Source organism: Streptococcus cuniculi (genome assembly GCF_001921845.1).
In the GTDB taxonomy this organism is placed as follows: domain Bacteria; phylum Bacillota; class Bacilli; order Lactobacillales; family Streptococcaceae; genus Streptococcus; species Streptococcus cuniculi.
In genome coordinates this window covers 55,249-69,537 of the sequence record NZ_MSJM01000008.1, presented here as the reverse complement: position 1 = coordinate 69,537, position 14,289 = coordinate 55,249, and the positions used below count along the sequence as shown (strand labels likewise).

Here is a 14,289-nt window from a genome sequence, read left to right as displayed (position 1 = left end):
TGATTAGGCTTTGTTTTCAGAACCGAAAACATCGATACGCTCTTCAACAGATGCTTGGATAGCTTTTACGCCGTCTGCCAAGAATTTACGTGGGTCGAAGAGTTTTTTCTTGTCGTATTCTGCTTCGTTTGCTTCGTAGTTACGAGCAAATGCACGAGTTGCGTTTGCAAATGCGATTTGGCACTCAGTATTTACGTTTACTTTCGCCACACCAAGTTTGATGGCTGCTTGGATTTGGTCATCTGGAATACCAGATCCACCGTGAAGAACGATTGGGAAACCTGGAACAGCTTCTGTCAATTTCTTCAAGTGGTCAAGGTCAAGACCTTCCCAGTTTGCTGGGTATGGACCGTGGATGTTACCGATACCTGCTGCCAAGAAGTCGATACCAGTTTCTACCATTGCTTTTGCATCTTCGATTGGAGCAAGCTCACCAGAACCGATGATTCCGTCTTCTTCTCCACCGATTGTTCCAACTTCAGCCTCAACCGAAATTCCTTTGGCATGTGCCAATTTCACCACTTCGCGTGCTTTTTCAAGGTTTTCTTCAACTGGAAGGTGTGAACCGTCAAACATGATTGAAGTGTAGCCAACTTCGATACACTCAAGTGCATCTTCGTAGTGACCGTGGTCAAGGTGAATTGCAACTGGAACAGTAATGTTCATTGATTCTACAAGGTTTGCAATCAGGTTACGAGCTACTTTGTAACCACCCATGTATTTTGCTGCACCCATTGATGTTTGAATCAAAACAGGAGCTTTTTTAGCTTCTGCTGCACGCAAGATTGCTTGAGTCCACTCAAGGTTGTTTGTGTTAAATCCACCAACTGCGTAACCATTGTCACGAGCTGCTTGGACGAATTTTTCTGCTGAAACGACTGGCATTTTCTAGCCTCCTTTTATTTTTGTGGGCTTTCCCACTTACATTGTTTATTTTATCACTTTTTAAGGAAAAACGCCACTTTTTTTCTGCTCTTTCACCCTAGTTTTTGAAAAATGAGAGGATTTTCACGTTCTATTTACAAGAAAAAAAGACTGGTTACACCAGTCTATGCTATGCGGAGAGAGGGACTTGAACCCTCACGACCTAAAGCGGTCACAGGATCCTTAGTCCTGCGCGTCTGCCAATTCCGCCATCCCCGCGATTGAGTACCTTACTAGTATATCAGCTAGTCTATCTCTTGTCAACACTTTCTGAAAAAATTTTTATAAATCAATCTGCTAGTCCTATTGGTGCACATGGTGACGGCGATGACCAATATGTTGCGTGGTTGAGTAGAGCTGATTCGACAGCCACAAAGCAGAAACATCACCTTGTCACAGGACAAGATGATGCTATAGAGAACTGAATAAAGGTTAGGACATCGTTAAATCGCTTTGATAAAGGCCAGTTCTATCTGCAGCTCCTTGCCTTGTCCTATTCCTTTCTCAACCCACTATACTATGATTACTTCTGATTTTCCACCGCGGCCGAGACAAAGGCTGTGTATAACTCCTCTGGACGGTTTGGACGGCTGGATAATTCTGGGTGGTATTGGCAAGCTACGAAGAATTTGTTTTCAGGAATTTCTACGATTTCAACCAAACGGTTATCTGGTGACACTCCTGAAAAGACAAAGCCGGCCGCTTCAAACTGTTCACGGAATTGATTGTTAAACTCGTAGCGGTGACGGTGGCGGCGTTGAACGACTTCTTGATTGTCATAGGCTGCAGCGGCGCGGCTCCCTTTTTTGAGCTTCGATGGGTACAAGCCAAGACGAAGGGTACCTCCCATATCTTCCACATCAATCTGGTCGCGCATGAGGTCGATAATTGGATAAGGAGTGTCAGGTGCTAATTCTGCGGAGTTGGCGCCGTCAAGCCCGAGGACATGGCGGGCAAACTCGATACAGGTCAACTGCATACCAAGACAGACCCCAAGCATTGGAACATCTTGTTCACGGGCGTATCTGATAGCCTCCATTTTCCCTTCTGTTCCGCGCTGTCCAAAGCCACCCGGTACGATAATTCCGTCTGCGGACCCTAGCAGGTCTGCTACGTTATCTGCTGTCACGTCGTTGGCATTGATCCAGTCAATCTTGACTTCGGCATCATTGGCATAGCCAGAGTGTTTAAGAGCTTCTACCACAGAAATGTAGGCATCTGGCAATTCCACATATTTTCCAACCAAGGCAATCTTGACCTGTTTTTTCAAGTTCATGACCTTATCGACCATTGCAGACCATTCTGTCATATCGGCAGCCGGGGCATCGATTTTCAAATGGTCACAGACGATTTGGTCCATCTTTTGCGCTTGCAAGTTGAGCGGAATTTGATACAAATGCTCGACATCTAGTGACTCAATGACTGCTTCTGGTGCCACATCACAAAATTGGGCCAGTTTGTTTTTAATTCCCTGACCAGCTGGCTCTTCTGTCCGAATGACCAGCATATTGGGCTGGATACCAAGTCCCCGCAACTCTTTTACAGAGTGTTGGGTCGGCTTGGTTTTCATCTCTCCAGCTGCTTTCAAATAAGGAAGAAGTGTTGTATGGATATACATGACATTATCTGCCCCCACATCCGATTTCATCTGGCGAAGGGCTTCTAAGAATGGCAGGCTCTCAATATCTCCAACGGTTCCACCAACCTCTGTGATGATGACATCGGCATCGGTTGTCGTCGCTGCGCGCTTGATTTTTTCTTTCAAGGCATCGGTGATGTGCGGAATGACCTGAACAGTCGCACCAAGATACTCACCGCGGCGCTCCTTGCGCAGCACTTCACTATAAATCTTACCAGTTGTCACATTGGAATATTTATTGAGATTGATGTCGATGAAGCGCTCATAATGCCCAAGGTCAAGGTCGGTCTCTGCCCCATCATCTGTTACAAATACTTCTCCATGCTGATATGGGCTCATGGTGCCTGGATCTATATTGATGTAGGGATCAAATTTTTGAATCGTGACTTTCAACCCACGATTTTTCAACAGGCGCCCCAAACTTGCTGCCACAATCCCTTTTCCGATGGAACTGACCACGCCACCAGTTACAAAAATATACTTTGTCATGAACTTCTCCTTAAAAAAATAAAAATAGCTCCCTGAAACAGGGAGCTCTGACCTCAAAAGAGGTGCCCGACTAATAGCATACCGAAAATCACACGATTTGTCAAATGAGAATTATTCTTCATCTACACTTTCTTCGTCTTCTTCTGTGTAGTCATCATCTTCTTCGTTCAACTCAACTTCTTCGTCCACCAAATCCTCATCTGGGATGATTTCATTGATTTCAGAATCATAGGATTCTGCTTCATCTTTTTCATCATCTGGATTGTCGTCATCATATTCAGTTGATGTTGTCGCATCATAGCCATCTTCATCTTCTGGATCATCATTGCCATAATCAATGGCATCTTCATCCCCATCCATAAAGGCATTGACACGTTTTTTCTTGCGTTTTGGTGCGTCTTCGTCCTCTTCTTCAAGGGTGATGACTTCTTCGTCAATCTCATCAATCGCATACCATGAACGAAGTCCCCATTTGTTTTCTCCTAGAGGAATGAAGCTACCGTCCACATTCAAGTCAGAATAGAAAGTAGGTAGGGCAGCACGAATATCGCTGTTTGATTTTTCAAGATAGTTTTGAATTTCATTGACCAAATCATTGAAATACATCTCATGATCGCGGCCACGTTCTTCCAAGATAGCACGCGCCACCTCAATCATGGATAATTCACTTTTTTCTTGTCCTGCAAATACGTTTAATTCCAAGGCTATTCTCCTTATGTAAAATACGAACCCCCAAGCAACCCGTGCTTGCTGATCCATCTATACTCTTTGAAGCTCTCAACGAGTATGATTTTTGTCTTTCCTTACTATTTTACGCTAAAATTAGCAAATAGTCAAAGATAATTTCACCATCATGGAAAATGGATAAAAATAGAAGCCGAGAACATTCTCAACCTCTATTTTATCTGTTTTTGCTTATTTCACAGTTGCAGTGCTTGTGATAACTTCAACCGCTTTTTTCACTGCGATGTCATGTTTCAACATGTCTTCTGAAAGCAGGCGACGAACTTGTTCTACTTCCATGTTGTAGGTTGATGCGAGTTCTGTGATTTCAGCTTCGATTTCTTCTGCTGTTGCTTCAAAACCTTCTGCTTTTGCTACAGCTTCCACAACAAGATTTGTCTTCGTACGTTTTTCAGCATCTGCTTCGTATTGTTTATGAAGATCTTCGCGTGTTGTTCCAGTGATTTGGAAGTACATATCTGGTGAGATACCTTGTTGTTGCATACCACCGAGGAATTCATTGATAGCACGGTGTACTTCTTCGTGAACCATTTCTTCTGGAAGGTCAACGATTTCTGCATTTTCAACTGCCAAGTCAATCGCTGCTGACTCAACTGCATCGTCAAAGGCAATTTCTTTTGCCGCTTCCAACTCTTTACGGTATTTCGCTTTCAATTCATCCAGTGTTTCCACTTCTTCGTCAAGGTCTTTTGCCAATTCGTCATCAAGAGCTGGCACTTCTTTTGCTTTTACTTCATGGATTTTTGTCACAAAGAGAGCTGGTTTTCCTGCCAAGTCTGCTGCTTGGTAGTCTTCTGGGAAAGTCACTTCGACGTTCACTTCCTCACCTGCACTGTGACCTACCAATTGGTCTTCAAAGCCCGGGATAAATTGACCGCTACCAAGGCCTAATGAGAAGTTCTCACCTTTTCCGCCGTCAAATTCAACACCGTCGACAGAGCCAACAAAGTCAATCACAACTGTGTCGCCTTCAGCAGCTGGTCCTTCTTTGATAACCAATTCTGCCAAGGTGTTGCGCTCGCGCTCCACTTTTGCATCGACTTCTTCATCCGTTACTTCTTTTGTTGCTTCAACGGATACTGCCAAGTTTTTGTAGTCACCCAATTTGACTTCTGGTTTAGTGACAACTTCTGCAGTGATTGTCCAGTCTTGACCTTTTTCCATTGATACAACTTCAATGTTTGGTTGTGCAACGACTTCAAGACCTGCTTCTGCTACAGCTGCTTCATAAGCTGCTGGCAAAAGAGCATTGACCACATCTTGATACAATGACTCTTCACCAAATTTTTGGTTGAAGACAGCACGTGGCAAGTGACCTTTACGGAATCCAGGTACGTTAATATCTTTTTTTACCTTGTTAAATACACGATCCAATTCTGGTTTGATAGCATCTTGAGCGATTGTAAATGTCAAGACACCGCGGTTTGTTTCTTTTGATTCAAATGATACAGACATTCTGTCATTTCTCCTTAAAATTTTATTGCATACACGCTATTATATCATATCTCCAGCCATTCTCCAAATTTTTGTGCCAATTCTTTTGAAAATCAAGTATCTAGCAAGACTTCCTGAACTCCAACATTTTCTATTTTTGAGTTTTCAATAACGATAGCCATTATTCGCTTTGGTATTCTAGCAAAAAACATAGATTAAAAAGGACTGACAATCAGTCCTTTATGCTAATTCATGACAAATCAGCTCTTGGTTACGGAATTCAATCTGGTGAGTGTAGCGGTCTTTGAGGGCTTGGTCATAGTGGTGCGCTACTTCAAAGATTGTACAGTCCGTTTCAAAAAAGAGCTTGCGAATACGGTCGGATGCGTGCTTGTCAACTGCTGAAGTCCCTTCGTCTACTAGTAAAATTGGTCGCTGGTGGACAAGAGCACGCGCAATTTCAATTCGCTGTTTTTGACCGCCAGATAATTGAGCACCATTTTCACCATAGGTCTTATCTAGGCAATCAACTCCCAGTTCATCAACTAAACCTAGTCGCTCAAGGATTGTTAACAATTCTTCATCTGCTACCTCTTCTAGTTCCATAAGAAGGTTATCTCTGAGTGTGACATCAAAATAGTAAGGCTCTTGCTGAATCCGAGCAATCTGAGAAGCCAGATTTGGCACAGAATGCCCATTTCCCTCAAAGAAAAGTCGACCTTCCCGAGGGTGCAAGCGACCATGTAAGACATCAAGCAAACTTGATTTTCCACTGCCTGACGCGCCTGTAATCAAGACCTTGCTGCCAAATGGGATGCGTACATCAGCATGCTGGATGAGATTGTCCTCGTAGCCAAAGGCGATATCTGACATCACGACCGTTGGCTGGGCAAGGGGGGCTCGTTCACTCTGAACCTTCACTGCTTTTCGTTCTTGAGCAAGGAGACCCGCGATTTTCTCCCGTGTACTTTTGGTAGATTGAATCAGGCGCAGATAGCTGGAGACGCTACGAAATGGATAAATGACGCGGTCACTCGCTAAGAAGAGGGCAACGACGACGGTAACGGTCAATTTCCCCGTCACCACAAAGAAGAGACCGATCGCAGTTGGGATAATATAGCCAATCCAAGATGCCATTGCCCCGACGAATGAAACCATGGCATGCTTGTTGTTCAAGCGCATGCCGAGTGTTTCCATTTTCTCAAGTTTCCTATCTGAACGTGCCAAAAAGGGGGCAAATGCCTGATAGGTCGACACGACAGCATAGCCTTGAAACAGATCCTTAGTCCCTTTGATGAAGCCTTCCGTTGCTGCTGTAAATTGCTCAGTTGCCCGTCCTAACATCTTTGCAAAGAGCATAGACGGCAACATCGTCAGTAGGGTAAAAGCAAGAAAAACCATGGAAACCAAGGGATTAAGATAGATGAGATACACCAAGGAAACCAAACCCATAACTGCATGAAAGACACAGTCAAACATCACCCTGAAATACTTATCTTCAATCAGTTTCAAATCCACTGTCAATAATGAAATGGTACCGCCTACATCTTGGTGCCTGTCCTTGGCGAGAGCCAGCGAGCGAATCAGCTCTTTCTTGTAGTACCGATTGAGCCCTCTGATGAACTGATTTTTCAGATAATCCTGCAACCAAGATGCTGACTGAATAACGAAGATACCACCCAAACTTACCCCCACAAAAACTAGCACATCTCTCACTGTGGAGTCTGCCGAAAAGAGCGTTACTTTGGATATAATCTGGGATAGCATAATCCCGTCAAAGCCAGACACCAGCATGGCCAAACAGTAAATCATCACCATTCCCTTGGGTAAATTCTTCCATAACTGTCCTGCATTCATCTTATTTTCCTCCTTTTTCTATCACTAGTCTAACAATTATTTCTAGAAAAACAAGGGTATTTCAGTAAGTGACGCAGTTCGCTCCCTAAGTGGTTAAAATCAGTTTGTAAGATGCAAAAAGAGATCGAGACCGTTGCTCAACCTCTGTTTTTATCGTTTACGTATCATATCTTCCTGATACAAGGCCCTAGCTCCGCCAATCAATTTTGGTCGGCTGGCAAGAGCCGTCACGTGGGCATGACCAATCTGGCGCAAGGTCGGTCGCAAGGGTACTTGGACGTGTTTGACGTGCATACCGATAGCGGTATCGCCAATATCAAGCCCTGCGTAAGCTGTGACAAACTCCACCTCGACAGGGTCGTCCATATACTCAAATGCAGCGAGTTGCCCAGAACCTCCTGCATGCAAGCTCGGAAGCACGTTGACGATTTCCAAATCCTTGGCAAGGGCAAAGTCTCGCTCAACCACCAAGGCCCGATTCACATGCTCGCACCCCTGAACAGCTAGGTAAATCCCCCGTTCAGACAAAACATCTAAAATAGTCTTGACAATCACCTGCCCGACTTCCAGACTGGAATGTTTGCCGATGTGACCTCCGATGACTTCACTAGAAGAGAGCCCCAAGACAAATAATTGACCCTTTTGAATCTGGCTCAATTCCAAGACTTCTTCTAAAATCGCCAAGGTTTCCTGTTTAATCGTGTCCATTTCTACCATCTAGATTTCCACCTTTCTGCTACTCGTCATTGCTTTAGCAAGAACAGATCCAAGAAACATACCGACTGTATTTTGGATTAGGTTTCCGACCAGACTATCCAATGCACTCGCTAGATTGTACATCATCAGGCTCGCTAGAAAATAACCACCGACCATGGCAAGGCTGGCAAAGAGTAGCCCTAAGAATCGTCTTTTGCCTGACCAACCAGCTGTATAACCTTGTAATCCATGAAACATCAGGCTAAAGAAAGCCCACTGCGGGTAGCCCAAAAGCAAATCAATCAAGAGACCTGACAAACCACCGACAACGGCACCTTCTTTTGACCCGAGATAAAAAGCGGTAAAAAAGACACCAGCATCTAGCAGGGTGATAAAACCAGTCAAGGTCGGCACATGTAAGTAACCTAAGACAACTGTTAGAGCTGTCAAAATCGACAGCAACACGATTTTTTGCGTTTGTTTAGCTTTCATATTGTACCACTCCGTATTCATCAGACGCTTGAATCGCTCGAAGAACAAAGTCCTTAGAAACGCTCACCGCATCACGCACACTAGCCCCCAAGGCTAGCTGACTAGCGATACTTGAGGCAAACGTACAGCCTGCACCGGTATTGTTTTTCTCCAGCACCAGCGACTCCAACACATGATATTCCACGCCGTCATAATAGACATCGATTGCGCGCTTTTTGTCCAGCCGATTTCCACCTTTGATAACGACATGTGGGGCACCCAGCTCATGCAACATCCGCGCCGCTTCTTTCATCTCTTCGACCGTCTGAATCTTTCTTTGGGTCAATAGTTCCGCTTCTGCCAGATTGGGTGTGACAATGGTCACATAGGGAAAGAATGCCAGCAATTCCTTGCGCAAATCATTGACCTCCACATCATGCGTTTCTTTACAAACAAGAACGGGATCAAGGACAATTGGAAGACCTGCATGCGACCGCACACAATCAAGCGCTTGCTTGGCAATAGCGACATTGGGCAACAAGCCTAATTTTATAGCCGCAAAATCTACATCTTGTAAACTGTTCAATTGTTTTTCAAAGACAGCTTCATCGACCGCTATCACCTCAAACCCCGTGTCCGTCATGGCAGTCAAACAAGTCACCGCCACAAAGCCGTGTAGACCATTGACCGTATAGGTGGTCAAATCCGCATGGAGACCACCGCCGCTAAAAATATCGTTGCCTGAAAGGGCTAGAATATACTTACTCGTCATATCGAATCTCCTTTAAATACAAGCCATTTGGAGCAGCCGTAGGCCCTGCCAATTGACGGTTCTTTTCCTGTAAAATTCGCTCCACCTGATCGACTGGCATGCGATTATTGCCAATTTTCAACAAGGTCCCCACCATATTGCGCACCTGTTTATAGAGAAAGCCATTTCCTGTAAAAGTAAAGATGAGCAAGTTTCGCTTGCCATCTAGCTCCACACGCGCTTCTGTAATCGTCCGCACCTTGTCTTCCACCGCTGTTCCTGATGCTGTAAAACCTGTAAAATCATGGGTTCCCACCAAGGTAGAAATGGCCTTTTGCATCTGCTCAAGCTCTAAATCATAGGGAAAATGAGTCGCATAACGTCTCATCATGGGATTTTTCGGCCGGCCAATATCAACCAAAAATTCGTAAGTTTTTTGATGCTTAGCATAGCGACAATGAAAGTCATCTGCCACCTGCTCAACCGCTACCACATCTATATCTTCAGGACTTTGTGTATCAAGAGCAAAACGAAGTTTTTCCACGTCCCGACTACCAGGCAAATCAAAATGAACGACCTGACCATAGGCATGAACGCCACTATCTGTCCGCCCCGCTCCATGCACCACTACCTCTTGCCCGCTATTTAAGCGTTGCAAGGTCCTTTCCAATTCCTCCTGAACCGTTCGTGCATGTGGCTGCCGCTGAAAGCCTGAAAAATCGTATCCGTCATAGGAAATAATTGCTTTATATCTTGTCATAGCTTGATTGTACCACAGCCTAAAAGCTAGTGACAAGGGTTTTACTTCTTATCTGTCCTAGCACAGATGACAGACAGAAACTTTTATTCGCGCTTTTTGGCTAAATGGTGTATAATGAAGAAAAAATATTGCAAGGAGAGACGTGCCATGTCCCATCACGCACACCATAATCACCAAGATGCCTATGCGCACGTCGTGAGTCATTTAAAAGAAAAAGGAATTCGGATAACCGAAACGCGCAAGGCGGTCATTCGTTACTTGATTGATAGCCCTGATCATCCAAGTGCCGAGATGATTTATAAGGATTTACGACCGAGCTATCCAAGTATGAGCCTAGCCACGGTCTACAACAATCTCAAGGTGCTGGTCGAAGAAGGATTTGTGACCGAGTTAAAACGCAACAAGGACACGACCACCTACTATGATTTCATGGGCCACGACCATTTGAATGTCATCTGTGAACGCTGCGGAAAGATTACTGACCTGATTGCTGAAAATATGCCGAGTCTTGAACAGCAGGTCCAAGCCCAGACAGGCTATCAGATTACCAAAGAACTCTTGACCATCTATGGCGTTTGCCCCACTTGCCAACAAGCATAAAAGCGAGGAAACCGAGACTTTTTTAGCCTTTGCAACCTCGCTTTTTGTTTGCATTCATTTTGATATAGCGCTTAGTCATATCGCAGGCAGAACGAGAATGAGCCGAGAATTGGGCTATGAACCCACAAAAAATGGGAGTGGGACTCAATCGTGATTTCGTAGAAATCGATTTTGTAGTCCTCGCTCTCTAGTTTCTAGGCTCGGGTATCAACAGTCACTCCCCTGACTGTCCTCGCTCTCTAGTTTCTAAGCTCGGGTATCAACAGTCACTCCCCTGACTGTTGATATCCGCAAGTTGACTTGCTTCCACAATCGAGAATTGTGGAAGGTTGGAAATAAGGCTAGCGAAGAATCGTTCGCTAGCCTCTTCTAATAGAATATTGATTTATCAATGTCATGGATAAGTTGCTCACAACTTTCTGTTCTCTTCAATGCTCCACTGGAGCATTGAACCCAGCGCCAGGCCTCGCTTTCTAGTTTCTAGGCTCAGGTATCAATAGTCACTCCCCTGACTATTGATATACGTCAAACTGCTCAAATTATAAAAATAAGGAGGCTAGGTATTATGTCCCAGCCTCATTTTCTCGTCCAATTAGTAAGTCGCAAGCCGCTTTTCCAAATGCACTTGCCCTAGTGCATATAGGCTACAAATGACCCAGTAAATCAGGGCTACACAGATATAGACCGTCATGTAATCCGACTTGGCACCGCCGACAATCTTGGCCTTGTTAAACAGCTCTGGCACAGTAATCATGGCAGTGAGCGAAGTGCTTTTCACCATATCAAGCAAGACATTGCTAAGGGGTGGCACGGCAATCCGAAAGGCTTGAGGAATGATGACTTTCCGATAAATCACCGAGGTCTTTAAACCGAGTGAACGAGCCGCCTCCCATTGTCCGTGGTCAATCGCAGAAAGTGAGGAGCGGATAATCTCTGAAATATAGGCACTTGACATGAGGGTAAAGGCGATGATACTAGCACTAATCGCATCTAGCTCCAAGCCCATAAAAGGAAGGCCGAAATAGATGAAAAAGAGCAAGACCATGAGCGGAATGCCCCGCATCAGCGAAATATGAAGCATGGCGAGATAGCGCAAAGGAGCAAGCCGTGACATGCGTAAGAGGGCAACAAAAAAGCCACAAAATGTCCCCAAGGCAAAACCGATGAGGGATAAACCCAGCGTATAGGGCAGACCTTCTAAAATCTTAGGAATCGCCTCTTTTGCTAGCTCTAGGTTAAAAATTACCTGCCAATTCATTTTCTTCCTCCACTATGTATATTTGGTTTAGTATCAGACAAAACGCCTTCACCACATCAGCACTCAAAACGGGCTGACGACAAAAGAGAGCGAGCGCATCAAGCACACCTGCTTTGACCTTCCTCACTCTCATTTTTTGCGTTCACATTCTAGCTATTTCACATCAGCTGTATCAATGACAGGCAGATTGTCCACACCTTTTTCAGGCTCTGTCAAGTCTTGACCAGCGTAATATTTTTCTGAAATGGCTTTTAAGGTACCATCTTCTTTCATTGCTTTGAGGGCTTCATCTAACTTTTCTTTCAAGCTAGTATCCGCCTTACTCATCACAATTCCTTGCTCGGTTGGATTGTACTTGGCCGTTCCCATTTTGACCTTAATATCTGGGAATTGCTGTGTGATGTATTTGACTGCAATCACTTGTGTGTAGTAATCGTTCGGGATAAAGTCTGTCCGCCCCGTCGATACATCGCGGAGGTAGACGTCGTTGGTCACATTGTCATAAATCACTGGCTCTGCACCGAGCTTTTCTGCAATCTTCATGTACTGGGTTCCTGCACCGCCACCAGCTTTCTTCCCTTTCCAATCGCTCAAATCTGCTGCTTCAATCCCAGATGAGCCATCTTCACGGACAATCATTCCACCGATTGAATATTTGTAAGGAATAGAGAAATTGTATTTTTCAAGACGTTCTTTAGTCGTATCAAAGTTGTTGACAGCGATGTCGACTTTGCCACTATCTACTGCGGTAAAGGCTTCTGCAACACCGATTTCTTGGTATTCAATCTTGATGTCCAAGCGTTTGCCAATTTCATCAAGCATCTCAATTTCATAGCCGACCAACTCATCTGCGTCATTGTGATAAGAGGTTGGGTAAAGAGTCCCTGGAGTGGCTACTTTCAAGACTCCGGCTTCCTTGACCCGTTCCCACTCTGTCTGATTTGCAGAAGAGGTTTTCGTCGTGTTTCCCGAACAAGCAACCAAGGCAAGCGAAGACACGAAGAGGGCTGATGCAACTAATTTTTTCAACATAATGATCTCCTTTTGGTTCATAATCTGACCTATAGACAAAAGGGTATCACAATGAAAGCCTTTTATCAATTATTTTAACTGAAAATTTAAAGCGCTTTACATATCAGTTTTCCTAGCTTTTCAAGCTCTTCTGCTACAGACAAGAGAATATCCTCTTGTCCTTTCGCAGCCGTCAACTGGACACCGATCGGTAGACCTTGTGCCGTTTGATAGACTGGCAGACTGATGGAGGGTTGACCCGTAAGATTTGCCTGTTGCGTAAAAGGAGTCCAAGAAAGGCTCTTTTCAAACATCTGCCAGATGAGTTCCTGCTGCTCCGCCATTTCATACTCGTCCATGTGCCGTAGTTTCTCTTCCAACTCCTGCTCTAAGGCAAATTGTCCATGCTTAGGAGCGACACTAGCCACCGTAGGAGTGAGCAAAAGATCATAATTCTCATGAAAGACAGCCATTTTCGCACTGTATTGATCCCAATCCTGCAACACCTGACTGTAACGATAGGCAGGAATGGTTAGCCCGCTGCGATAGATGGCCCAGGTCATCAATTCCATATCTGCTGGGGTCATTTTTCGTCCCAATCCTTGTTCAATACCAGTAAACATCTGCGCCGTCTCCACACTATTCATCACGTAATACGAACGCATAGCTTCAATACCGTCTAAGGGATATGCAGTCAACTCCGTTACCTGATGGCCTAATTCCTCTAGGGCAGGCAGAAGATTTAAAACTGCCTCTTGCGCTTCTGCCGATACAGGCGTCCCAATCGGTGACTGGAGCGAAAAAGCAATCTTGAGCGGGCTTCTTCGAGACTCAAACAAACTATCCCAAGACAAGGGCTGCAAAGGAAAGGGCGCTTCGACCTGATAGGCCTGCAAATGATAGAGGAGGCTCTTGGTGTCTCGGACAGATTTGGTCAAAGCAAAATGGACAGATGCACCCTGCCAGCCCCGATAGGAAGACGGTCCTACTGGTATCCGACCACGGCTGGTCTTTAAACCTATCAGACCATTAAAACTAGCTGGAATGCGGATGGAGCCTCCACCATCTGACGCTCCCGCCAAGGTCACCATACCAGACGATACGGCAGCGGCCGAACCACCACTAGACCCACCTGCATTGCGGGTCATATCTATTGGCAGATTGACAGGCCCGTGTAAGCGACTATCTGATATATTCTTAAAGCCAAATTCTGGAGTATTGGTTCGCCCAAGCACGATAAAACCTAGTTCTTCCATTCGTTGAGTATAACGATCACTTTTGGACGCTCGGTAATGGGCAAACAGACGAGAACCAGCTATGGACAATTCCCCTTTTTGTTCTTGCCCCAAATCTTTAAGTAAAATTGGAACACCTGCAAAAGGCTGAACGCCTATCTTGAGATTTCTAGCCCGCTCCAACGCTTGTTCATATTGGGTACTCACAACTGCGTTCAAGTCCGGGTTGAGCTTTTCAATCTTATCGACAGTCGCTTTCACGCACTCCTCTGCTGATACCTCCCTATTTCTGATAGCCTCTGCTATAGCTGTCGCATCTTGGTACATCGTATTTCTCCTTGCTTGACGATTCATTCTCCTTGCTTTTAGCCTATCATGAAATGCAACAATCAGCAAGCCTGACAACTTAAGAAAGCAATG

At 44.9% G+C, this 14,289-nt stretch carries 13 protein-coding genes and 1 tRNA gene; 1 reads left to right on the top strand and 13 read right to left on the bottom strand.

Features of this window, described 5'->3' with window-relative positions:
* Positions 1 to 3: 3 nt before the first annotated feature.
* The 10 genes from BU202_RS09000 to truA all read right to left on the bottom strand — a co-directional run bounded on the left by BU202_RS09000 (position 4) and on the right by truA (position 9,765).
* Positions 4 to 885: a class II fructose-bisphosphate aldolase gene (locus BU202_RS09000; protein ID WP_075105450.1), complete on the bottom strand. Its 882-nt coding sequence runs from the start codon at positions 883 to 885 to the stop codon at positions 4 to 6.
* A 172-nt stretch (positions 886 to 1,057) separates the two neighbouring features.
* A tRNA-Leu gene (locus BU202_RS08995) sits at positions 1,058 to 1,143 on the bottom strand.
* A 304-nt stretch (positions 1,144 to 1,447) separates the two neighbouring features.
* Positions 1,448 to 3,052 (bottom strand): CTP synthase, encoded by a 1,605-nt coding sequence (locus BU202_RS08990; RefSeq protein WP_075105449.1) that lies wholly within the window; start codon positions 3,050 to 3,052, stop codon positions 1,448 to 1,450.
* 111 nt (positions 3,053 to 3,163) lie between these two features.
* Positions 3,164 to 3,754 carry a DNA-directed RNA polymerase subunit delta gene (gene rpoE, locus BU202_RS08985; RefSeq protein WP_075105448.1) on the bottom strand — a complete coding sequence of 197 codons (591 nt, stop codon included), beginning with the start codon at positions 3,752 to 3,754 and terminating at the stop codon, positions 3,164 to 3,166.
* Positions 3,755 to 3,967: 213 nt separating this feature from the next.
* The gene (gene tig / locus BU202_RS08980; protein ID WP_075105447.1) at positions 3,968 to 5,251 is read right to left on the bottom strand and encodes a trigger factor; all 1,284 of its coding nucleotides are present in this window, start codon (positions 5,249 to 5,251) and stop codon (positions 3,968 to 3,970) included.
* 219 nt (positions 5,252 to 5,470) lie between these two features.
* Positions 5,471 to 7,087 (bottom strand): ATP-binding cassette domain-containing protein, encoded by a 1,617-nt coding sequence (locus BU202_RS08975; protein WP_075105446.1) that lies wholly within the window; start codon positions 7,085 to 7,087, stop codon positions 5,471 to 5,473.
* Between the two features lie 150 nt (positions 7,088 to 7,237).
* Positions 7,238 to 7,795: a TIGR01440 family protein gene (locus BU202_RS08970; RefSeq protein ID WP_425274626.1), complete on the bottom strand. Its 558-nt coding sequence runs from the start codon at positions 7,793 to 7,795 to the stop codon at positions 7,238 to 7,240.
* A 9-nt stretch (positions 7,796 to 7,804) separates the two neighbouring features.
* On the bottom strand, positions 7,805 to 8,275 hold the full coding sequence (locus BU202_RS08965; protein ID WP_075105444.1) for an ECF transporter S component: 471 nt from the start codon (positions 8,273 to 8,275) through the stop codon (positions 7,805 to 7,807).
* Positions 8,265 to 9,026, bottom strand: a complete 762-nt coding sequence (locus BU202_RS08960) for a bifunctional hydroxymethylpyrimidine kinase/phosphomethylpyrimidine kinase (RefSeq protein WP_075105443.1) — start codon at positions 9,024 to 9,026, stop codon at positions 8,265 to 8,267. The genes BU202_RS08965 and BU202_RS08960 overlap by 11 nt, the downstream gene beginning before the upstream one ends.
* Entirely contained in the window at positions 9,016 to 9,765 is a 750-nt protein-coding gene (gene truA, locus BU202_RS08955) for a tRNA pseudouridine(38-40) synthase TruA (protein ID WP_075105442.1), read from the bottom strand. Before truA ends, BU202_RS08960 begins: the two co-directional genes overlap by 11 nt.
* Before the next feature lie 147 nt (positions 9,766 to 9,912).
* Between truA and BU202_RS08950 the strand changes: the two genes are divergently transcribed.
* Positions 9,913 to 10,365, top strand: a complete 453-nt coding sequence (locus tag BU202_RS08950; protein WP_075105441.1) for a Fur family transcriptional regulator — start codon at positions 9,913 to 9,915, stop codon at positions 10,363 to 10,365.
* A gap of 592 nt (positions 10,366 to 10,957) precedes the next feature.
* Here the strand turns inward: BU202_RS08950 and BU202_RS08945 are convergent.
* The 3 genes from BU202_RS08945 to BU202_RS08935 all read right to left on the bottom strand — a co-directional run bounded on the left by BU202_RS08945 (position 10,958) and on the right by BU202_RS08935 (position 14,196).
* Positions 10,958 to 11,623, bottom strand: a complete 666-nt coding sequence (locus BU202_RS08945) for an amino acid ABC transporter permease (protein WP_075105440.1) — start codon at positions 11,621 to 11,623, stop codon at positions 10,958 to 10,960.
* 153 nt (positions 11,624 to 11,776) lie between these two features.
* A complete protein-coding gene (locus BU202_RS08940) occupies positions 11,777 to 12,655 on the bottom strand; it encodes a transporter substrate-binding domain-containing protein (protein ID WP_075105439.1) in 879 nt (292 codons plus the stop codon).
* A gap of 86 nt (positions 12,656 to 12,741) precedes the next feature.
* On the bottom strand, positions 12,742 to 14,196 hold the full coding sequence (locus tag BU202_RS08935) for an amidase (protein ID WP_075105438.1): 1,455 nt from the start codon (positions 14,194 to 14,196) through the stop codon (positions 12,742 to 12,744).
* Positions 14,197 to 14,289 lie beyond the last annotated feature (93 nt).

Bases quoted from the DNA above. Each gene is read 5' to 3' on its own strand.
- BU202_RS09000 (WP_075105450.1), bottom strand. From the start codon at position 885: ATGCCAGTCGTTTCAGCAGAAAAATTCGTCCAAGCAGCTCGTGACAAT.
- BU202_RS08990 (WP_075105449.1), bottom strand. From the start codon at position 3,052: ATGACAAAGTATATTTTTGTAACTGGTGGCGTGGTCAGTTCCATCGGA.
- tig (WP_075105447.1), bottom strand. From the start codon at position 5,251: ATGTCTGTATCATTTGAATCAAAAGAAACAAACCGCGGTGTCTTGACA.
- BU202_RS08975 (WP_075105446.1), bottom strand. From the start codon at position 7,087: ATGAATGCAGGACAGTTATGGAAGAATTTACCCAAGGGAATGGTGATG.
- BU202_RS08970 (WP_425274626.1), bottom strand. From the start codon at position 7,795: ATGGACACGATTAAACAGGAAACCTTGGCGATTTTAGAAGAAGTCTTG.
- BU202_RS08965 (WP_075105444.1), bottom strand. From the start codon at position 8,275: ATGAAAGCTAAACAAACGCAAAAAATCGTGTTGCTGTCGATTTTGACA.
- BU202_RS08960 (WP_075105443.1), bottom strand. From the start codon at position 9,026: ATGACGAGTAAGTATATTCTAGCCCTTTCAGGCAACGATATTTTTAGC.
- truA (WP_075105442.1), bottom strand. From the start codon at position 9,765: ATGACAAGATATAAAGCAATTATTTCCTATGACGGATACGATTTTTCA.
- BU202_RS08950 (WP_075105441.1), top strand. From the start codon at position 9,913: ATGTCCCATCACGCACACCATAATCACCAAGATGCCTATGCGCACGTC.
- BU202_RS08945 (WP_075105440.1), bottom strand. From the start codon at position 11,623: ATGAATTGGCAGGTAATTTTTAACCTAGAGCTAGCAAAAGAGGCGATT.
- BU202_RS08940 (WP_075105439.1), bottom strand. From the start codon at position 12,655: ATGTTGAAAAAATTAGTTGCATCAGCCCTCTTCGTGTCTTCGCTTGCC.
- BU202_RS08935 (WP_075105438.1), bottom strand. From the start codon at position 14,196: ATGTACCAAGATGCGACAGCTATAGCAGAGGCTATCAGAAATAGGGAG.